16 protein-coding genes are annotated in these 19,744 nt (G+C 67.0%); 9 read left to right on the forward strand and 7 right to left on the reverse strand.

The window, feature by feature from the left end:
- From ASC87_RS28390 to ASC87_RS32325, 3 genes are all read left to right on the forward strand, one after another.
- Nucleotides 1-346: methyl-accepting chemotaxis protein (locus ASC87_RS28390; protein ID WP_235582337.1), on the forward strand; the 346-nt coding region annotated here is incomplete at its 5' end.
- Nucleotides 347-907: 561 nt separating this feature from the next.
- A complete protein-coding gene (locus ASC87_RS28395; protein ID WP_200954569.1) occupies nt 908-2,377 on the forward strand; it encodes a DUF4435 domain-containing protein in 1,470 nt (489 codons plus the stop codon).
- Nucleotides 2,378-3,058: 681 nt separating this feature from the next.
- Nucleotides 3,059-5,386 (forward strand): NACHT domain-containing NTPase, encoded by a 2,328-nt coding sequence (locus ASC87_RS32325; protein WP_157604439.1) that lies wholly within the window; start codon nt 3,059-3,061, stop codon nt 5,384-5,386.
- Nucleotides 5,387-5,714: 328 nt separating this feature from the next.
- On the opposite strand, the gene ASC87_RS28405 is transcribed toward ASC87_RS32325, so the two are convergent.
- From ASC87_RS28405 to ASC87_RS28425, 5 genes are all read right to left on the reverse strand, one after another.
- Nucleotides 5,715-6,794 carry an acyltransferase gene (locus ASC87_RS28405; protein ID WP_082569032.1) on the reverse strand — a complete coding sequence of 360 codons (1,080 nt, stop codon included), beginning with the start codon at nt 6,792-6,794 and terminating at the stop codon, nt 5,715-5,717.
- 127 nt (nt 6,795-6,921) lie between these two features.
- Nucleotides 6,922-9,438, reverse strand: coding sequence for a chemotaxis protein CheW (locus tag ASC87_RS28410; protein WP_056671193.1), 2,517 nt, complete (start codon nt 9,436-9,438; stop codon nt 6,922-6,924).
- 125 nt (nt 9,439-9,563) lie between these two features.
- Nucleotides 9,564-10,331 carry an ABC transporter permease gene (locus tag ASC87_RS28415; RefSeq protein ID WP_056671195.1) on the reverse strand — a complete coding sequence of 256 codons (768 nt, stop codon included), beginning with the start codon at nt 10,329-10,331 and terminating at the stop codon, nt 9,564-9,566.
- Entirely contained in the window at nt 10,328-11,149 is an 822-nt protein-coding gene (locus ASC87_RS28420) for an ABC transporter ATP-binding protein (RefSeq protein WP_056671197.1), read from the reverse strand. Before ASC87_RS28420 ends, ASC87_RS28415 begins: the two co-directional genes overlap by 4 nt.
- Before the next feature lie 3 nt (nt 11,150-11,152).
- Nucleotides 11,153-12,190 carry an ABC transporter substrate-binding protein gene (locus ASC87_RS28425; RefSeq protein WP_056671199.1) on the reverse strand — a complete coding sequence of 346 codons (1,038 nt, stop codon included), beginning with the start codon at nt 12,188-12,190 and terminating at the stop codon, nt 11,153-11,155.
- Between the two features lie 181 nt (nt 12,191-12,371).
- Here ASC87_RS28425 and ASC87_RS28430 point away from each other — a divergent pair, with 181 nt between their 5' ends.
- Genes ASC87_RS28430 through ASC87_RS28440 form a run of 3 tightly spaced genes read left to right on the forward strand, consistent with a single transcriptional unit; the run spans nt 12,372 to nt 14,293 of the window.
- Nucleotides 12,372-12,992 carry a putative glycolipid-binding domain-containing protein gene (locus ASC87_RS28430; RefSeq protein ID WP_056671200.1) on the forward strand — a complete coding sequence of 207 codons (621 nt, stop codon included), beginning with the start codon at nt 12,372-12,374 and terminating at the stop codon, nt 12,990-12,992.
- An 18-nt stretch (nt 12,993-13,010) separates the two neighbouring features.
- Nucleotides 13,011-13,433: a secondary thiamine-phosphate synthase enzyme YjbQ gene (locus tag ASC87_RS28435; protein ID WP_056671202.1), complete on the forward strand. Its 423-nt coding sequence runs from the start codon at nt 13,011-13,013 to the stop codon at nt 13,431-13,433.
- Nucleotides 13,430-14,293: an ornithine cyclodeaminase gene (locus tag ASC87_RS28440; RefSeq protein ID WP_056671204.1), complete on the forward strand. Its 864-nt coding sequence runs from the start codon at nt 13,430-13,432 to the stop codon at nt 14,291-14,293. Before ASC87_RS28435 ends, ASC87_RS28440 begins: the two co-directional genes overlap by 4 nt.
- Here ASC87_RS28440 and ASC87_RS28445 read toward each other — a convergent pair.
- Nucleotides 14,274-16,811 carry an ABC transporter permease gene (locus ASC87_RS28445; protein WP_056671206.1) on the reverse strand — a complete coding sequence of 846 codons (2,538 nt, stop codon included), beginning with the start codon at nt 16,809-16,811 and terminating at the stop codon, nt 14,274-14,276. The two genes, ASC87_RS28440 and ASC87_RS28445, sit on opposite strands and share 20 nt — an antisense overlap.
- 141 nt (nt 16,812-16,952) lie before the next feature.
- Here ASC87_RS28445 and ASC87_RS28450 point away from each other — a divergent pair, with 141 nt between their 5' ends.
- The 3 genes from ASC87_RS28450 to ASC87_RS28460 all read left to right on the forward strand — a co-directional run bounded on the left by ASC87_RS28450 (nt 16,953) and on the right by ASC87_RS28460 (nt 19,161).
- The gene (locus tag ASC87_RS28450; protein WP_056671210.1) at nt 16,953-17,786 is read left to right on the forward strand and encodes a dioxygenase; all 834 of its coding nucleotides are present in this window, start codon (nt 16,953-16,955) and stop codon (nt 17,784-17,786) included.
- 72 nt (nt 17,787-17,858) lie between these two features.
- The gene (locus tag ASC87_RS28455; protein ID WP_056671212.1) at nt 17,859-18,206 is read left to right on the forward strand and encodes an FKBP-type peptidyl-prolyl cis-trans isomerase; all 348 of its coding nucleotides are present in this window, start codon (nt 17,859-17,861) and stop codon (nt 18,204-18,206) included.
- Between the two features lie 37 nt (nt 18,207-18,243).
- Entirely contained in the window at nt 18,244-19,161 is a 918-nt protein-coding gene (locus ASC87_RS28460) for a transglutaminase family protein (RefSeq protein WP_056671214.1), read from the forward strand.
- Between the two features lie 30 nt (nt 19,162-19,191).
- Here ASC87_RS28460 and ASC87_RS28465 read toward each other — a convergent pair whose 3' ends face one another.
- The gene (locus tag ASC87_RS28465; RefSeq protein WP_056671216.1) at nt 19,192-19,731 is read right to left on the reverse strand and encodes a hypothetical protein; all 540 of its coding nucleotides are present in this window, start codon (nt 19,729-19,731) and stop codon (nt 19,192-19,194) included.
- Nucleotides 19,732-19,744 lie beyond the last annotated feature (13 nt).

The following is a 19,744-nucleotide window of genomic DNA, read 5'->3' on the forward strand; positions in this document are numbered from 1 at the left end:
GCGCAGCCTGGCCCAGCGCTCGGCCAACGCCGCCAAGGAGATCAAGGGCCTGATCAACGCGTCGGTCGAGAAGGTCGAGTCGGGTTCCCGCCTCGTGGCCGACGCCGGCCAGACGATGAACGAGATCGTCGGCAGCGTCCAGCGTGTGACGGACATCATCGGCGAGATCACCGCCGCGTCGTCCGAGCAGTCCGACGGCATCGGCCAGGTCAACACGGCGGTGACCCAGCTCGACCAGATGACACAGCAGAACGCCGCGCTCGTCGAGGAATCGGCCGCCGCCGCCGAGAGCCTGAAAGACCAGGCCCACCGCCTGGCCGAAGTGGTGTCGGTGTTCAAGCTCTGAACCCACGTGCAGGGACGCCGAATTGCCTGGACCGGACTGCGGGGCCAAGCGAATCAATGGCTGCCCTGCCTATTCCGGAGAGGCAGACCAGCGAACTCACGGAAATGCCTGGACTTCCCGCCCCGACATGCGAATAGCGCAGGACTTCCTCGCAGCATGCCCGTTTCCGGTATCGGATGCGCCGGTCTTGTACGCGGGTGTCCCGAATCGACCCAATGCAGCCCTTCGCCTCCGGCAACATGCTGCCGAAAAGCAGCCGCTGCTCGCTCTACCATAGCCAGTCGGGGCCAAGCCATCGGATGGCTCAGGAGTCATTCTCCCAGGGCATAGGTTGCGCTTGAGAATGACATCGAACTGCGAAGCACCGCGGTCTCGATTGGCACTGGCCGACCCCATTCGATAGACCCGAAATGAGCACATTCGATGTCAACAAATCCAGTCACGCGATCCATCACGCTTCCACGCCGCGGTGCAGCCAATCAGACGATTACAACTGGTGGGAATCTGCTTTTCGTCGGGGCCAATGGCTCAGGCAAGACTCGCCTTGGAACTTGGCTTGACATGAGCTCGCCTGATCATGCCCGGGTGTTCAGAATCTCTGCGCAGAAGTCGTTGACTATGCCTGACACGACGACGCCGACTTCTATCGATCTCGCGGAGCAGGATCTGATCTTTGGCCACCCCACCGGGCGACAAAACAAGAACCATCGATGGCGGGACAAGCCCGCCACGTTTTTCCTGAACGACTTCCAGAAGCTGATGGTGTTTCTGTTCTCGGACGAGACGGAGGAGAACGCCAAATTTAAGATCGCCCAGCGCCAATCAGCCACGAAGCTCGAGCCGCCGCTGACTAGGATGGACAAGGTGAAGCGGGTATGGGAACGGATCCTCCCTCACCGCGAACTCGTGGTCGGCGGTCTACGGATCCAGACCCAGGTTCGCGGTGACACGAGCAAAATCTACAACTCGTCTGAGATGAGCGATGGCGAACGCGTCATCTTCTATCTCATCGGCCAGTGTCTTGCCGCGCCCCAAGACGCCATCATCGTCATCGACGAGCCTGAATTGCACCTGCATAAGTCGGTGCAAGCCCCGCTGTGGGCGGAGGTTGAGAGACTTCGCCCCGATTGTCTGTTCGTGTATCTGACTCACGATGTCGACTTCGCCGTAGCCCAAGAGGGCGCGCAGCGCGTCTGGCTCAAGTCTTTCGATGGAACATCTTGGGATTGGGAACTCATCGAGGACAAAGACGACCTCCCGGATGACCTTTTGATTGAAGTGCTCGGCAGTCGAAAGCCCGTTGTCTTCGTCGAGGGCGTGAACGGCAGTCACGACGTCTCGCTCTACCGAGAGATACTCACCGGCTTCCTGGTCATCCCTCGCGGGAGCTGTGACCAGGTTATCCAAGCTGTTCGAGCTTTGCGTTCGAATACTCAGCTCCACCACCTGCAGGTCTACGGCCTCATTGATCGTGACCGGCGCACAGCGCTAGAAATCGCAGCGCTGCAAACCGACAACATCTACACACTGGACGTTGCGGAGGTCGAAAGCCTCTTCTGCACAGAGGAGGTTCTGGCACTCGTCAGCGCCCGCTTGGCTCGCGACACCAGAGCCGATTTCAACCAGGCCGTCACGCAGGTCTTCAAGCAGTTGAAAACCGAACTCGACACCCAGGTCTCTCTGCGGGTCATCGCGGAAGTAAAGTTCAAGCTCAATTGCTTCGATGCTTCGGCCCGTGGAGTGCCCGCCCTCTCCACCGCCTTGCAACAACTGACCCAGGACATCGACATTTCTGCCCTGTACGCGCAGTTCGATGGGGAATTTCAGACTGCGATCAACGCGACAGACTACCGAGGATTGCTGCGCCTCTACAACCGCAAGTCGCTGCCAAATCAGATCGGAAGCGCATTGGGACTGAAGGCGGGAGAACTCGTCGAGTTCGTGGTTCGCCTCGCTAGAACTGATGCACGCATCGCTGTCATCGCGGCCATTAAGCCGTACCTCGGCCCCTTTTCACCACTCGTGGCTTGAACCAAAGCAGAGGCGGAGGTTCGACATCCGAGGAATCTGCCCGGCGCCGGATTGCTTCCAGCGCTCGTAGCTATTACGAGAAGCGTACCCAGATACGCCGATCCGAAAGGCACCCTGGCGCTGACGTTCGCTTGTGGCCGTGACCGGCGCCGGCGCATGTCACCTGACCGGCGTCGTCAAGTCGAATGACAAGTTCCGGGCGGCGAGTTCGGGGAAACGGTCGTCAAGTCGCGACCCCGAGCCGCCGTTCGGGCATGTAAGGGCCGGACGGCCGCCGGCACACCCGGAAGGAGGCTTCAGTCTGTCCGATGGCGCTCCGCGCCGCCGTGCTGCGCCGGGCAGTCAGTTCGACAAGGGCGCTTCTCGCCCAGCCAGCACGGGCTGGGCAGAACAAGGCCTTACGCCAGTATTTGCCGCACGTTCTTTTGGTCCAGGGTCCATACGCGTCCGCTCGGAAGTGCGCCGCAAGCCCGCATGCCGTTTCCTCGCGCCGATGCCGCTGCAGCGCCGCAGCGCACTCCTGCAAGAGCTGCGACCCGCCACTTCGCTCGAGACCCTCTTCCCGACGTTGCGCTTCGGCCGCGCAACGCCTTGGTCTATGCTGCAACGCGCGGCCCGAGCATCAATCCGTGACGGCGGCCTCGGCGCAAACGTAAGCCGTCTCAAACTCGATACTCCATCATGTCGAATTCTTATCGCTACAACATGAGCTTCGAGGCAGAAGTCCGACGTGTGGCCGAGGCAGTCTGGAGACTTGAGCCAGGAACATGCCAACCGTCTCACTACCCGAACGACCCTGTTGTTCGTGAGATCGACGGAATTGCGCGGCTGCGAGACGTTACGCACTTGATCATGGCTACGACGAGCACAAAGCTCGACAAGGCCCGAGACGACGTCCGAAAGCTGCTAGCTGCAGAATCCATAGAACGGACGCACTCACCTGCAGTCTCCAAATGGCTGATTACTGAACACCAGCTTGATGCGCAACACGTTGAAATGGCTCGAAAGAGCAATGTGATTGCTCTAACGCTTGAGCAGTTTCAGCGTCGTTTTTTTGACAGCGGCAAGTATCTCTCGCTCAGAGATCGATGGGCCTTTGGCTCCGCCCGTGACCCCCAGACCGATTCGGTGAGCATTGCGGACAACGCCTACATTTTGTTGCCGATAACTGTAGTCTCAGACTCAAGGACTCAATCGCCGTTCAGGTCGGCCCAAACAATCTCGTTGCACCAACTGGTTCTTCGAATCGCCGAGGGAGGAACTGTCGTTCTGAAGGCCCCCTTTGGCTCGGGAAAGAGCCTAACGACGCGCGAACTCTTCAAGCGTCTTTCAAAGATGCACCGAGACGATCCAAGTTCGCCCATTCCCCTCACTCTCAACCTTCGCGATCACTGGGGCGAAGACTACAGTGACGAGATCCTTGACAGGCACGCCAGAAGCATTGGCTATACGCCGAGAGAGGACGTAGTGGTTGCGTGGCGAGCTGGGATGTGCTGCCTTCTACTCGACGGTTTTGATGAAGTGGCATCGCAGACCGTCGTCAAGACAGATAACAAAAACTTCATGCGGGACGCGCGCCGCCGCGCTCTTCAAGGCGTACGGGACTTCACGCAAAGGGCCCCGGCTGGGGTAGGCATCTTTGTCTGCGGTCGCGACCATTATTTTGACAGCGACTCCGAGTTATCGACCTCATTAGGTACCGGTTTGCGGCCCTGTCTGACTGTAAACCTTGAGGAGTTTTCGGACGATGACGCCAACGATTTTCTAAGAAGGAACGGCATAACTTCACGACTCCCCGACTGGCTGCCGCGCAAGCCGCTGATCTTGGCGTATCTGATTCGACAGAACCTTTTTTCTGAAATCCTTGCCATTGAGTCATCGCGAGGATTTGGGCATGCCTGGGACGAGTTCTTGACGCGAATTTGCGAGAGAGAGTCGCAACTCGAGAATTCATCGATGGATCCAGCGACCATTCGCGCAGTGCTCGAGAGACTCGCCGAGTCTGTTAGATCGAAAAGTTCCGGAACCGGCCCCGTCACTGGCGTCGATCTTGCGGAAGCATATTTCGCAGAAACCGGGCAGGCGGCGGGCGAAGGTGTGCTTGCCCAACTCCAGCGGTTGCCCGGCCTGACTCATCGAGATGGTGAGCCCGGCAATCGTTCTTTCGTAGATTTTGACATGCTGGGCGCACTGCAGGGAGGCGCATTCGCCCGCCGAGCGCTGACGGCATTCCAGGGATTTCTCCCAGTCCCGTTGGCCGAATTTAGCGATAAGGCAGTCTCAATGTCCACGCATGTTCTTTCGAAGAGTGGTGCAACGCCAGAGACACTAATAGGAGTGGCTGAACAGCTCGCCGTAAAGACTATGCGCGATAGCGCTGGGGCGCAGCTCCTTGCAGACTGCGTCGCCGTCGCCGTGCGCATGGCTATCGATTTAGAGTACGAAGAGATCGACTTCCGTGGACTCTTGGTGAATGCCGGAACATTCGGTCGCCTTCCGCTCGACGAGATCCGCATCAAGCGCCTTTCGCTCGCGAATTCGATCGTTCATGAACTTGCCTTCGGGTCGTTAGACGGTGCCGACGGTGTTCGCTTCGCTTCTTGCCTTATCTCTAAGGTATGTGGGATCACTGAAAGGGCGGGACTTCCTGCGGGACTGATAGACGACGACACCGAGATTGAGGCGTATGACAGCATGGCGACGAACAACGCTGTTTTGAGGTCGGATCTTCCAGCCAACCTCAAGGCACTAGTGACCGTACTTCGAAAGCTGTATCGACAACCTGGCTCGGGTCGAAAAATTAGTTCGTTCGGACGAGGTATCACCAAACCCGAGGTCGCACGTCTGGTTGAACCAGTGCTAGAGCTCCTGCAGCAACACCGGTTCATCACCGTATTTAACTCGGTCGTCCATCCGATCCGCAAACAATCTCCGCGAGTCGACAAGATCCTAATGGCCCCCAACCTATCGGACGACGAATTAATAAAGGCCGTGCGATCACTCGGGTAGAGGACGGTACCCGTCGCTCAACGGGTCCCACTTCGGCAGGAAGCGCCAGTTCTCCCGGACGGCTGCTGGTACATCTTCGACGAGCGGCCGCTTTCGGCGCTGCTCGCGAAGGACTCCTTCTGGCCGAGTGCCGATTGCCGGGAATGGCCGATTTCGAGAAGGCAAACTTGCGTCTGGTACCGGCTGCGGCGAGCGGGCGTTGAGGTTCACGAAAAACGACTGAACGTCCGTAGTCCAGCGCTTTCTGCGAATCGAGTCCAGCGAATTTCGGGAAATTCCAGCGCTTTCGGTTCTCTCTCACCACGGCCCGGCCCCTGGGCCGGCCGGATCAGGCGGGCTGCAGGCGCGGCCAGCGCAGGCGCAAGCGCCCGGCCGGCGCCTCGACCCACCGGTAGAACAGCAAGGCGGCCAGGTTGCTCAGCAACCACGCGCCCAGCATCGACCCCAAGGCCACCCCCGGGTGGTCGGCGTCTTTCTGCTCGAACAGCGCGTTGACGAGCAGGCAGATCGGGAAGTGCACCAGGAACAGCGCGTAGGAGTGGGTGCCGAGGTGGCCCACCAGCGCCCCGAGGCGGCCCGGCGCCAGCAGCGGGCGGCCGCCCTCGTGCCGCCACTGCAGCAGCGCCAGCACCAGCGCGGTCACCAGGGCCAGCGCGATGCGGCCCCGGAAATCACAGGCCAGCGCGGCCAGCACCGACAGGCTCAGCACCAACAGCCAGCGGCCGCGGGCGCGGCTCGGGCTCAGCCAGTGCACCAGTGCACCCAGGCCGTAGGCGCCAAAAAAGTACGGCGCCCAGTTGTCGAGCCCATCGTCGAGGTTGAAGACCCACAGGGATGCGAGCGTGACGGCCAGCACCAGCGCGGGTGCCATCGCACGTGCCCGCGGCATTCCGCGTGCACACCACAGCAGCCCCAGCAGCAGCGCAAACAGCTGCAGGTCGATCGCCACGTACCAGGCCCCCACCGTCAGCGCCTCGTGGCCCAGCACCCCGTGCAGCAGCAAGGCATGTGACAGCAGTTGGGCCAGGTTGACCGAGGCCGGCACGAGATCGGGCAACCAGGGCGCCACCAGCGCCGAACAGGCGAGCGTCAACAGCACCGCCGCGAAAAATGGCACCGCCAGCCGCAGGTAGCGGCGCCCCAGCAGGCGGCCCAGCTGCGGCAGCGTGCCGTTCAGTGGCTCGCGCTGCGGCGCCAGGCCACGTGCGCAGAGAAACCCGCCTACCACGAGGAACACCTGCACGCCCATGCGCCCATAGTGGTACAGCGCGGCCATGAGGCCGGGCAGGAAGTCCTGCACGGTCTCGGCGACGGGGCCGTAGGCGGACAGGTGGTGCCAGACGATGACCTGGGCGGCGAGCGCCTTCAGGACATCGAGGTGCAGCATTCGGGAAGACGGGGCAGGCATGGGCACACGCGCCGGACCGGGATGGGCGGGCGCAGACAACAGTGGGCAGGGGGAGCCGGTGGGGCGCGAGCGGCGGACCGGCAGCGAGCAGATCCCCCGATTGTAGCCGGTCGCCCCCCGCCGCAGATCAGGCCGTCACGGCCACGGCCTGCCCGGCCGCGCGGACGGCCCCCGCGTCGCCCACGGCTTTCAGCAGGCCCGACAGGCCCAGCACGGTGAGCATCGCCGGCTGTCCACCGGCCGTGCCGGCCAGCAACTGCAGCGGAGCACCATCCACCGGCGACTGCCACGGCTGGAGCGACACCACCGGTACACCCAGCACGTCACCCAGCGCGTCCACCCGCACGGCGAAGTGTTTCCCGCCGGCCGCCCGGCACACGAGCAGCGGGCCCTCGCGGCGGGCGGCGGCGTGGCCCGACTGCCAGGCCGCCAGGTCGACCACGGCGATCATCTGGTCCTGCCAGGACACCAGCCCGAGCACGTGCGGGCGGGCATTTGGCAGCGGCGTGACGTGCCGCCCCACCAGCGCCTGCGCCACGGCCTCGGCCGGCAGGCCGAACCAGCCGCCGTCCACCACGAAGCTGGCGATGTCCGCGGTGTCGTGTGCGGCGCCGCCGTTGACGGAGCGAACCTCGAAGCGGGCCAGCTCCGGCGGGACCACCGCCTGGCGGTCGCCGAGCCGCATCAACATCGCCACCACGAGGTCGTCGGGCCGGCAGTCGCCGCTGGTGCGGTACTCGCGGTAGCCACCGCTGTGGCCCACACCCACTGCGTAGTGGGTGCCATCGATCTCGATCACATCGTGCGCAGAACCGCCCCGGGGCAGCTCCAGCAGGGCCGGCGGCACGGGCGCCGTGCCGCCCACCTCGAAGCGCGGGTCGGTGCTGGCCACCACCCGGCCCTGGCGGTCGAGCAGCAGGCCGATCGACCCGGGCGTGCCAGGCATGGCGTCGTGAAGCATGGCGGCAAACTGGCTCGCCCCGTCGAACACCACGGCCACGCCGCCCCCCTGCAGCGCGGCGCTGTACGTCAGGGTCGGGACGCCGCCGCTCAATGCCGACGGCGCGTGCGGCGTCACGTGGTAGGCCTGGGGATCGCGCAGCGCCAGTGTGCTGCGCACGAGGTCGCTGTCGAGCGCCTGGCCCACGCAGTCGGCGCGGGCCGGGTCTGACACGGCCACGACACGGCCCTGGGTGTCGAACAGCACGAGCAGCGAGTACACCGTGTACAGGCCGTTGATGTGGGCCAGCACGTCACCGGCCCGGGGCCCCTGGGCCGGGTCGGACAGCGCCTGCTGCAGGTCGCCGCTCAAGGCCCACCACCGGCAGTCGTTGGCCCGCTCGTACAGGTTGCGGTCCACGATCTCGATGGCCAGGCCGGCCTGGAAGCGGGCGTGTTCGAGGATCGACGACAGCGCCGTGGTGTGCAGCCGGGAAATCGCATCCCGGATCACCACGCGGATGCGGTCCCCGGTGGCACTCACCTCCTTCAGGAGTGCGGCGGCCAGGGCGTTGCCCCCCTGCCCCGCCGACCCACGGCCGAGCTGCAGCTTGCCATTCCAGACCGACTGCGCCAGCGTGCGCTGGATGCCCTCGGCCTGCAGCGGGATGCCACGCAGTTCCTCGTCGAAGATGTCGCGCGTGTCGAGCGTGTGGGCGAGTGCGCCGTGTGACCCGGTGGCGGCCAGGCCCGGATCGGCAAAGGCGATGTCCGCGGGCACCACGGCCAGGCCTTCCCAACCGGGACCGCCGTAACCCTGGAACCCGGTCGCTGGCGCGCGGGCAGCCAGGTAGTCGCGCCCGGCGAGGCGCACGAGGTTTCCGCCTGCCCGCGCCCGGGGCACCGGCAGGCCCACCGGGAGTTGCCAGGGGTCGGAACTTGCCGTCACCCGGCCGCTGGCATCGAGCAATGCCACCACCGTGCCATCACCGTCGTGCGACAGGCGCTCGAAGAGGCGCACCATCTCGTCGTCGAAACGGAACGACAGGCACAAGACACCGGCCGCCCGGCCGTCGGCGCCGGGAATCGCGGCCGCGTAGAGCAGCCCGCGCCGGCCATCCCGCAGGTCGCTCGGGCCGAACCGCTCCACGTACGGAACACCGGGGCGCAGCGCGTCGGCTACCCACGGTTCAGGGCAGCGGGCGCATGCGGCCGTGCCATCGAGCCGCGCCAGCACCCGGCCGGACGGGTCGAGCACCACGACGTCGTCATACACCGAGTACTTGGCCACGTAGGCTGCGAACCGCGCCTCGAGGGCGGTGCGGTCGGCGCCGGCCGGGTTGGCCACCAGGCTGCGCACCGCGGTGTCGGTGGACAGGAAACCCACGTCGGCCGTGCGCTCGAACAGGTTGCGCACGAGCACGTCGATGGCGACCTGGGCGGTGCCGTGCAACCGGTGTGTCACGTCGCGCAGCTGCTGGCGGGCCAGGCTGTCGAGCAGCACGTGGCTCAGGGTCTGGAAGCTCTCGCGCGTCTGGGCGATCTCGGCCATCGTGCCGCTCATCTGCCCGAGCAGTGCCAACGTGTCCCAGGTGCCGTGCAGGCGCAGCAGCGTCTCGCGGTACTCGTCCACCAGCGCCATGCGGGCGACCAGCGGGGCCACCGCCGGATCGAACGGCACGCCTTTGCGCCAGACCTTGTCCATCGGCCACTCCTTGCTGGAAGCGATCCCAGGTTGAAAAGCGAAAACCCCGCAGCGGCGAAGCGCGCGGGGTGGGAAGCCCGGGCGGCCGCACGGCTCCTGAAGCGTTTTCGGCCACAACCGTCAGGTCATGAGGCCCCGGCGCTGCGATGTGCCCAGCCAGTCGTGCGTTTTTCCACCACGGCAAAGAGTTCGTACATCGCCATGGCCATCGCGCCCACCACGACCAGGCCGGCGAACGCGAGGCCCATCTGCATCGAGGAGCCGGCCGAAATCAGCAGGTAGCCGATGCCCTCGTTGGCCGCGGTCATCTCCGACACCGTGGTGCCGACGAAGGCCAGCGTGATCGCGACCTTCAGCGACGCGTAGAAGTACGGCATCGAGCGCGGCAGGCCCACCTTCACCAGCACGTCCCAGCGCTTGGCGCCGAGCACCCGCAGCACGTCCTCCAGCTCGGGTTCGAGCGTGGCGAGGCCGGTGGCGATGTTGACCGTGATGGGGAAGAACGAAATCAGGAAGGCCGTCAGCACGGCCGGGCCCACCCCGATGCCGAACCACACCACGAGGATGGGCACGAACGCCGCCTTCGGCAGCGCGTTGAACGCCGTCATCAGCGGGTACATGGCCGCGTAGGCCAGGCGCGAGCTGCCGATCAGGAACCCCAGCAACACCCCCACCACGATGGACAGGCCGAATCCCACCATCGTGACCCAGAACGTGCGCCATGCGTGGCTGGCGATCACCGCGTGGTGCGCCCACATCTGCTGCGCGATCGTCGACGGCGCAGGGAAGATGAAGTCGGAGATGCCGAACCCCCGGCACACCAGCTCCCACAGCAAGAGCACCCCCGCCAGCAGCACCCACGGCGCCCATTGTTCCCGTTGCTTCCGGGTCATGGCGCCACCTGCACCGGTGCGTTGCCGAGCGGCTTGCGGATGGCACCGATGTGTTCACGCAGTTCGAGCACGATGTCGGTGAATTCCCTCGAGTAGGTGACTTCGAGTTCGCGCGGCCGCGGCAGCTCGATGGCGCGCTTGACCAGCAGCCGGCCCGGGCTGCGGCTCATCACGTACACGGTGTCAGCGAGGAACACGGCCTCGCGCAGGTCGTGCGTGACCAGGATCACGTTGAACTTCTGCACGGTCCACAGGTCGCGCAGGATGCACCACAGTTCCTCGCGCGTGAACGCATCGAGCGCACCGAACGGTTCGTCGAGCAGCAGCATCTTCGGTTCGTGGATCAGCGCGCGGCAGATCGACGCCCGCTGCTGCATGCCGCCCGACAGCTGCCACGGGAACTTGTCCTCGTAGCCGCCAAGGCCCACGCTCTGCAGCAGCCGGCGGGCCTTTTCCTCGTATTCAGCCCGGCGCGCGCGGAACTGCGAGCGGTGCGGCTCCACGATCTCGAGCGGCAACAGCACGTTCTGCAGCGTGGTGCGCCACGGCAGCAGCGACGACGACTGGAACGCCATGCCGGTGATCTTCAGCGGTCCGGAGACGTGCTGTCCGTCGATCAGGATGTTGCCGCGCGACGGCATCTTCAGGCCGGTGGCGAGTTTCATGAAGGTGGACTTGCCACACCCCGACGGGCCGACGATGGCGATGAACTCGCCCTGCCCGACCTTCATCGTGATGTCCTCGACGGCGAACCGGGACTCCGCCAGGAGTTCGTCGTTGTACGCGAGCCAGACGTTGCTGAATTCGACAAAGGCCATCGTCTACTTCTTGGCAACCTTGAAGATGTCGCGTTCGGCGGCCGACGGCAGGTACGCATCGGTCCACACGGCGGCGGCGTTCACGCGCGCCTTCGTGTCGAAGGCATCGGACACCTGGCTCGCCATCAGGCTCAGCCGGCCCGGCGACACGGCGCCGAACCCTTCGGCGCGGGCGTCGGGCGTGAGCACGGTGGCGTCGAGGGTCATCTGCAGGCGGCGAAGCTCGAGCGACTCGTTGATGATGCCGTCACGCGCCTTCACGGTGGCGATCGCGGCCTTGGGGTCCTGGATCGTGTCCTTCACGCCCTTCGTGAACGCACGCAGGAACGCCTTCACGGCCTCGGGGTTCTTCTTCAGGAACGACTCGGAGGCGATCACGGCGTTGCCGTACAGCTTCACGCCGTACTGCGGGTACGGGAGGATCACCACGTCCTCGGCCTTCACGCCGCGGGCCTCGAGGTTCAGCAGCGACGTGAACGAGAAACCGGTGATGGCGTCGATGTCACCGCGCACGAGCATCGTCTCGCGCAGAGGCGGGTCCATCGCGGTCCAGGCCACGTTGCCCACCTTGTTGGCCTTCGCGAAGATGGGCCAGGCCTTGCGGCCGGCGTCGAACACCGGGGCGCCGAGTTTCTTGCCGGTCAGGTCGGCGGGTGTCTTGATGCCCGACTTCTTCAACGCCAGGACGGCGGCCGGCGTGTTGTTGTAGACCATCATCACGGCCACCGGCTTGTTCGGTGCCGTGGGGTTGTTGGCGTGGAACTCCATCAGCGCCGCCAGGTCCGCGAATCCCATGTCGTACGTGCCGGAGGCCACACGGGTCACCGCGCCGCCCGAGCCGTTGCCGGCGTCCACCGTCACGTCGAGCTTCTCGGCCTTGAAGTGGCCCTTGGCCACGGGCATCAGGAACAAGGCCGCGGGGCCCTCGAACCGCCAGTCGAGCTGGAACTTGATCGGGGTCTCCTGGGCCTGCACGGCCGGAACGGCAAAGGCGATCAGCGAAGAAGCGGCAGCGAGCAGGCAGCGTTTGGTCAGGGCCATGGGGCGGGAACTCCAACGGGGTCGAGTGGATCGTGTATACGATCCGTTGCAAGATCTGTGCGCACATTGTTGCACCACCACGAGGTGCTCCCGCCGCCCTTGGCAGGGTCCGCACACGCGGCGAAACGCGACAGTGACCCTCTTGGTGTCATCCACCCTGGCCGCGCCTACAGTGCAAGCCATGGAGAACACCCGAACCGCCGTATGGGCGTGGCTGGAGCAGCCCGGCCTGGACGTGGCCACGGTCCGCGAGGACGAGCGGGGCCGCATCGTCGTGTCCGGCCACATGGTCACCGCCTGGGACCAGCGGGTGCTCGAACTCACCTACCGGCTCAGCTGCGATCCCGGCTGGGTGTTCAGGCGCTTGTCGGCCCAGGTCAAGCTCGACGGCCGGCTGCGCGAACTCGACCTGCGGCACGACGGCGAAGGCTGGTTGGCCAACGGGGTCGTGCGCACCGACCTGGTCGCCGCGGTCGACATCGACATCATGGGCACCCCGCTCACCAACACGCTGCCCATCCGCCGCGTGCCGTGGACCCTCGGGGCCAGCCACCCGTTCACGATGGCCTACGTGCAGTTGCCCGACCTGATCGTGGCGCCGGTGCGCCAGCGCTACACCGCGCTGCCGGCATCGGGGCGTTTCCTGTTCGAGACGCTGCCCAGCACGCCGGGCCCGGCCGACAGCCCGCAATTGCCCGGGTACCACGGTGTCAACGACGGCTTCCAGGCGGAGCTGGAAGTGGATGCGGACGGCCTGGTGGTGTCCTACCCGCCGTATTGGCGCCGCTCGGCAAGCGCCTGACAGCGCTATGCTGGCCGGATGCTCCAGCAGTCCGGCACCACCCTCACGTTCGACACCCGCGGCCGCGGCTTGGTCGAGGTGACACGACCGGTGCGTGAGTGGGTCGCCGCGCAAGGACTTCGCGACGGATTGCTCACGCTGTTCGTGCGGCACACCTCCGCCAGCCTCCTGGTGCAGGAGAACGCCGACCCCGACGTGCGAGCCGACCTGGACCGCTTCTTCGCCCGCCTCGTGCCGGACGGCGACCCCCTCTTCCACCACCAGGACGAAGGCCCGGACGACATGCCGGCGCATGTGCGGTCGGCCCTGACTGCCGTCCAGCTTTCGGTGCCGCTGTCAGCGGGCAAGCTCGTCCTGGGCACCTGGCAGGGCATCTACCTCTGGGAGCACCGCACCCGCCCCCACCGTCGCGAGATCGCGCTCCACCTGCTCGGCGAATGAACACCTTCGACGCCCATGCCACCCGGGCGGCCCTGCCGTTCGACCGCTTGATCCCCGCGCTGGCGCGGGCGTTCGCCGACGGCGCCCAGGTGCCCCCGCGACACGTCCACACGCTCGACGGCGGCACGGTGTTGATCATGCCGGCGTGGCAGGGCCGGTTCATGGGCATCAAGACGATCAACATCTTTCCGGGCAACGCGGCGAAGGGCCTGCCCGGCCTGTTCGCCACCTACACGCTGTACGACGCCACCACCGGTGAACCGCTGGCACAGATCGACGGCAACGAGATCACCGCACGCCGCACGGCGGCCGCATCCGCGCTGGCCGCCTCGCACCTGGCCCGCCCGGACGCCCACCGCCTGCTGGTGATCGGGCGTGGCCGCGTGGGCAGCCTGCTGCCCGGCGCGTACCGCGCCGTGCGCCCCATCGACCACGTGACGGTGTGGTTCCGCGGCTGTGGCATCGACCTGGAAGCCGCCGTGCGCGCCGCCGACATCGTCAGCTGCGCCACGCTGGCCACCGAGCCGGTGGTGCGCGGTGAGTGGCTCGCCCCCGGCAGCCACCTCGACCTGATCGGCAGCTTCACGCCGCAGATGCGGGAGGCCGATGACGCGTGTTTTGCCGGGGCGTCGCTTTACGTGGACACACCCGAAGCGTTGGTGAAAAGCGGCGATCTGCTGGCCCCGATGTCGCGCGGCGTGTTCGCCGCCGGCGATGTGAAAGGCACGCTCGAATCGTTGTGCCGGGGCGAAACCCCGGGCCGCACCGAGGCCGCCGGACGCACGGTGTTCAAGTCGGTGGGCACCGCGCTCGAGGACCTGGCCGCCGCGATGCTGGTGGTCACAGGGCAGCCGCCCTGAGGGTCTCCACCACGGGCCGGCGCAACACCTCGCGCAGGCCCCACCACCCGGCAGCCAGCGCCAGCACCGCTCCCGCAGCGGCGCCCACGAACGGCACCCACGGCGACGGGGCCCAGGTGAACTGGAACACGAACTTCGCGAGCGCCCACCCCACGGCCATGGCAGCGGCCGAAGCGAGGAACCCGGCAAGCGCTCCCACCCCCAGCAACTCTGCGCGCTGCACCTGGCCCAGCAGGCGGCTGCTCGCGCCAAGCGCGCGCATCACCGCGAACTCGCGCGAACGTGCCTCGCGCGTGGCGGTGATCGCGGCAAACAGCACCACGAGCCCGGCCGCGAGCGTGAAGCCGAACAGGAACTCCACCGCACGCACCACCTGATCCAGCACCCGCTGCAACTGGCCGATGGACTGCGACACGTCGACGTTGGTGATGTTCGGGAAGGCGTGGCTCAGCGCGTTGTCGAACCCGGCCTCGGCCGGCGCGCGGAACGCGGCGATGTAGGTGGACGGCAGGTCGGGCATCTCCGCCTTCGGGTACATCACGAAAAAGTTGGCGCGCATGGAGCCCCAGTCGAGCTTGCGCAGGCTGGTGATGCGCGCCTCGGACATCTGGCCGCCGATGTCGAAGCGCAGCGTGTCGCCGAGCTTCAGGTGCAGCGTCTCCGCGATGCCTTCCTCGACGCTGATGGCGTCGGCCTCCTCGGGCGTCCACCGCCCCTGCACCACCGTGTTGTGGCCCGGCACGGCAGCGGCGTGGCTGAGGTTGAACTCGCGGTCGACCAGCCGCTTCGCGCGTTCGTCGGGCAGGCTGTCAGGGTCCATCGGCTTGCCGTTGACCGCCACCAGGCGGCCCCGGATCATGGGGTACCAGTCGTACTTCTGCACGCCGCCGGCCTTCAACCGGGCCTGGAATGCCTCGCCCTGATCGGGCATCACGTTGATGACGAAGCGGTTCGGGGCGTCGGGCGGCGTGGCCTGGCGCCAGCTCGAGATGAGGTCGGTGCGCAGCAGCACCAGCAGGCACAGCGCCAGCAGCCCCACGCTGAGCGCCGACACCTGCAACACGGCAAACGCCGGCCGGGCAGCGATCTGCCGCGTGGCCAGCACGAGCCAGCGGGGTGCCCGCGATTCAGGCACCGCGCGCCGCAGCACCTGCACCGCCAACCACGACAGCGCCGCAAACACCACCACCGCGCCCGCGAACCCGCCCACGGCGATGAGGCCGAGCTTCAGGTCGGACGACACGGCCAGCAGCAGCGCCGCGAACCCCACGGCGCCGGCCGCCAGCACCGCGATGGATGCGGGCTTCAGGGCCCCCACGTCGCGGCGGATCACCCGCAGCGGCGGCACCTGCGCGAGTTGCAGCACCGGCGGCAGCCCGAACCCCATCAGCAGCGTGAACCCCACCCCCACGCCGAACAGCGCGGGCCACACCCCGGGCGCGGGCAGCGTGGCGTTGACGAGGCCCGACAGCAGGTAGACGAACACGTGGTGCACCGCGAACCCGAGCAGCACCCCCGCCACACTCGCGATAGCACCCACCAGCGCGAACTCGATGAGGTATTGCAGCGCGATGGTGCGCTGCGATTGCCCGAGCACCCGCAGCATCGCGCAGTCGTCAAGGTGGCGGCTCGCGAAATCGCGGGCGGCGATGCCCACGGCAACGGCGGCTAGCAGCGCCGCCAGCAGCGCCACGAGGTTCAGGAACTTGGCGGCGCGGTCGAGGGTCTGGCGCATCTCGGGTCGGCCGGTTTCGAGCGACTCCACGCGCAACCCGCGCATCGACTGGGCCTTGATCTGCGCTTCGGCCCAGGCCACGAACGTGGCCACCGGGCCGTCGGCCCCGGCCACCGCCATGCGGTAGGTGACCCGGCTCGCCGGTTGCACGAGTGCGGTGCCGGGCAGGTCGGCGTCGTTCAGCATCACGCGGGGAGAAAAACTCATGAACCCGGCGCCGCGGTCGGGTTCCTGGACGATGACGGCGGCGATCTTCAGCGTGGCGTCGCCGAGCAGCAGGGGATCGCCCACGGCCAGGCCCAGGCCGTCGAGCAGCGTGGCATCGACCCACACGGTGCCGCGCTCGGGCACCGACGTGGAGGGCACCCCGGCCCCCTGGCCCGACGCCCCGATCATCAGCTGCCCGCGCAGCGGGTAGCCCGCGGTGACCGACTTGACGGACACGAGCCGCGAGGCCCCGCCCTTGTCGTCCGGCGCCCGGCCCATGCTCGGGAAGGCCGCCGTGCGCACCACCTGCAAGCCCGCGCCGAGCGCCCGGTCGGCAAAGGCGGTGGGTGCGGGCTGGTCGCTCGCGATGATGGCGTCACCGCCCAGCAGTTGCCGGGCGTCCCGCGCGAGGCTCTGGTTGAGCCGGTCAGCGAAAAAGCCCACTGCCGTGAGCGCGGCGACGGCCAGCATCACCGCCACCACCAGCAGGCGCAGTTCGCCGGCACGGAAGTCGCGCAGCAGCTGCCGCCAGGCGAGCGACCAGACGGAGACGGAGGGGCGGGGATCAAGGCTCATGACTTCTTGGCACGGGGGCGGATGGCGGCGACGTTACCTGATCTGCAACACCCTCGGGAATCGTCGGTGTAGCGGCGGTTCGAATGCCGCATGCAAATCAGGCGAATGGGAGACCACCCCCGCGGTGCTGTAATTTCCCCCATGAACACCCTGCCGCCTCTGTTCCTCTCCCATGGTTCACCGATGCTGGCGCTCGAACCGGGCGCCACCGGTGCATTCGCGTCTGCACTCGGCGCCGCCATCGACCGCACGTTCGGCCGGCCCCAGGCGGTGCTCGCGGTCTCGGCACACAGCACCGCCCGCGCGCCGGTGCTGCTCGCGGCGGCCCGCCAGCACGCGGTGCACGACTTCGGCGGTTTCCCGGAGCCGCTGTACGCCCTGCGCTACGACGCGCCGGGAGCGCCCGGCCTCGCCCCCGCGGTGGCGGCCCTGCTGGGCGCGGCCGGCGAGCAGCCCCACGTGGTCGGCCAGGGCGGGCTCGACCACGGCATCTGGAGCATGCTGCGGTTCATGTACCCGGATGCCGACGTGCCGGTGCTGCCCCTGGCCTGGATGCCTCACCAGTCGCCCGAACGCCAGTTCGCGTTCGGCCAGGCGCTGGCCGCGCTGTCGGCGCAGGGAGTGCTGGTGATGGGCAGTGGCAGCATCACCCACAACCTGCGCCGGGTGTTCGCGAGCGGCCGGGCCGAGGTGGATGCCGAGGAGGTCCCCGAGAGCCGCCAGTTCCGCGACTGGTTCGCCGCCCGGAGCGCAGGGCGCGACTGGCCGGCGCTGTGGGACTACCGGCGCCAGGCCCCGTTTGCCGCCGACATGCACCCCACCGACGAGCACCTGTTGCCGTGGTTCGTGGCGGCCGGCGCGGGCGGCGAGGCCGAGGCGCCGGTGCGCCTCTTCGACGCCGTCACGTACGGCTGCCTCGGCATGGATGCGTACGCGTTCGGCCCGGCCGCGCCGGCCCTGGCCGCGGCGCTGTGATCGGGATGCCCCGCCACGGGGCATCCCCGGCCGGTTAGCATTGCGGTTTTCCTCTTTCACTCAGGACACGCCATGCAAACCACCGCTTCCGGCCTGCAATACGAAGACACCGTTCCCGGCACCGGCGACGAGGCCAAGGCCGGCCAGCACGTCACCGTGCACTACACCGGCTGGCTCTACAACAACGGCGTCAAGGGCGCGAAGTTCGACAGCAGCAAGGACCGCAACGACCCGTTCGAGTTCGGCCTGGGCGCCGGCATGGTGATCCGTGGCTGGGACGAAGGCGTGCAGGGCATGAAGGTGGGTGGCACGCGTGTGCTCGTGATCCCGCCGGAACTCGGTTACGGTGCCCGTGGCGCTGGCGGCGTGATCCCGCCGAACGCCACGCTGATGTTCGAAGTCGACCTGCTCGGCGTCTGAGACGGCTGATCCCCCCGGCGCGGATGGATCTACCCCGATGATCCAGTACGACATCACGCACACCACCACGTACCGGTACGCCGTGCCGGTGCGGTTCGGCGAGCACCGCGTGATGTTCCGCCCGCGCGACAGCCATGACCTGCGGGTGCTCGCGACGGACCTCGTCGTGAGCCCCGAATCGGCGGTGCGCCTCATCCAGGACCCGCATTCCAACTCGGTCGCGCTCGTGACGCCGCTGTCCCCTGCGGCCGAACTCAAGATCGTGTGCAGCTTCCGCATCGAGCACGCGCTGACCAACAACCTCGAGCTGCCGCTGGCACCGGGCGCCGAGTTTTTCCCGTTTGCCTATTCGGTCGAGGAGCGGTTCGACCTCGAACACTACCTGCGGCCGCACTACGACGACCCGGAGGGCGCGCTCACCGAATGGGCCCGCCAGTTCCTGCGCACCGACGGGCCCACGGGCACGCGCGAGCTGCTGCTGGCGATGAACCAGCACATCAAGGACACGCTCGTGTACGCGGGCCGCGACGAAGAAGGCACGCAAACGCCCCTCGAGACCCTCGCGCGCCAGAGCGGCAGCTGCCGCGACTTCGCGCTGCTGATGATGGAGGCCGCCCGCCGACTGGGCGTGGCCACCCGGTTCGTGTCGGGGTACCTGTACGACTCCACGCTCGATCCAGACGTGGACCCCCACACCGGCGAGACCACGGTGGCCGAGGACTGCACGCCGGACACGGTAGGGGCTGGCGCCACCCACGCGTGGTTGCAGGCCTACCTGCCCGGCGCAGGATGGGTGCCGTTCGACCCCACGAACAACCTCACCGGCGGCTCCCAGCTGATCCGCGTGGGCGTGGCCCGCGACCCGAAACAGGCGGCACCGGTGGTGGGCAGCTGGTATGGGGAGCCGGAGGCCTACCTGGGGATGACCGTGGACGTGCGGGTGAAAAAAGTGTGAGTGCAGGGGCGGCGAAGTCGCCCCTGCCGCTCAGTGCAGCGTGCCCGACACCGGCCCGCCCACCGGATCGTCGTCTTCATCTTCCTCTTCCGCCGGCCGGTCGAACGCGTCCATCAGGTGCGCCTTGCGGGCCTGCATGCGGGCGCCGAGTTCGCGCAGGTCGATGCCGGAGGCAGGCAACAGTGGCAAGGTTTCGTCGTACACCTGCTGCATGCGCTCGGCCATTTCGCGGCCCAGCGACAGCACCTTGCCGTCGAAGCGGAGGTCACCCGGTTCGCCCATCGACATCTGGGCGATCAGGCCCCACGCGCTGTCGTGGAGGGCCTGGAACGGCGCCAGGTTGATACCTGCCACGTGCAGCGACGGGAACAGCATTTCTTCCTCGACCTGGGTGTCGAGCGTGAGTTCGAGGCTCAACCGCTCCACGATGGCCAGCTTCTCGCCCTGGGTGTTGTCGCCCTGGCGGGCGCAGAGGGCGGCGTAGGCGTCGAGCAGGTGGCGGATGGACACGCGGTTCTGCAGCAGCACAGCGATGGCATCGGCCGGGGCGGGGGTCACGTGGACGGTCATGGGAGTTCTCCCT

The sequence above is a fragment of the Rhizobacter sp. Root1221 genome, assembly GCF_001425785.1.
Taxonomy (GTDB): Bacteria; Pseudomonadota; Gammaproteobacteria; order Burkholderiales; family Burkholderiaceae_C; genus Rhizobacter.

Excerpts from the sequence above, each read along its gene's own strand:
- ASC87_RS28430 (WP_056671200.1), top strand. The coding sequence starts at position 12,372 with ATGGAGAACACCCGAACCGCCGTATGGGCGTGGCTGGAGCAGCCCGGC.
- ASC87_RS32325 (WP_157604439.1), top strand. The coding sequence starts at position 3,059 with ATGTCGAATTCTTATCGCTACAACATGAGCTTCGAGGCAGAAGTCCGA.
- ASC87_RS28420 (WP_056671197.1), bottom strand. The coding sequence starts at position 11,149 with ATGGCCTTTGTCGAATTCAGCAACGTCTGGCTCGCGTACAACGACGAA.
- ASC87_RS28445 (WP_056671206.1), bottom strand. The coding sequence starts at position 16,811 with ATGAGCCTTGATCCCCGCCCCTCCGTCTCCGTCTGGTCGCTCGCCTGG.
- ASC87_RS28405 (WP_082569032.1), bottom strand. The coding sequence starts at position 6,794 with ATGCCTGCCCCGTCTTCCCGAATGCTGCACCTCGATGTCCTGAAGGCG.
- ASC87_RS28450 (WP_056671210.1), top strand. The coding sequence starts at position 16,953 with ATGAACACCCTGCCGCCTCTGTTCCTCTCCCATGGTTCACCGATGCTG.
- ASC87_RS28410 (WP_056671193.1), bottom strand. The coding sequence starts at position 9,438 with ATGGACAAGGTCTGGCGCAAAGGCGTGCCGTTCGATCCGGCGGTGGCC.
- ASC87_RS28460 (WP_056671214.1), top strand. The coding sequence starts at position 18,244 with ATGATCCAGTACGACATCACGCACACCACCACGTACCGGTACGCCGTG.
- ASC87_RS28435 (WP_056671202.1), top strand. The coding sequence starts at position 13,011 with ATGCTCCAGCAGTCCGGCACCACCCTCACGTTCGACACCCGCGGCCGC.
- ASC87_RS28425 (WP_056671199.1), bottom strand. The coding sequence starts at position 12,190 with ATGGCCCTGACCAAACGCTGCCTGCTCGCTGCCGCTTCTTCGCTGATC.
- ASC87_RS28395 (WP_200954569.1), top strand. The coding sequence starts at position 908 with ATGAGCTCGCCTGATCATGCCCGGGTGTTCAGAATCTCTGCGCAGAAG.
- ASC87_RS28465 (WP_056671216.1), bottom strand. The coding sequence starts at position 19,731 with ATGACCGTCCACGTGACCCCCGCCCCGGCCGATGCCATCGCTGTGCTG.
- ASC87_RS28415 (WP_056671195.1), bottom strand. The coding sequence starts at position 10,331 with ATGACCCGGAAGCAACGGGAACAATGGGCGCCGTGGGTGCTGCTGGCG.
- ASC87_RS28440 (WP_056671204.1), top strand. The coding sequence starts at position 13,430 with ATGAACACCTTCGACGCCCATGCCACCCGGGCGGCCCTGCCGTTCGAC.
- ASC87_RS28455 (WP_056671212.1), top strand. The coding sequence starts at position 17,859 with ATGCAAACCACCGCTTCCGGCCTGCAATACGAAGACACCGTTCCCGGC.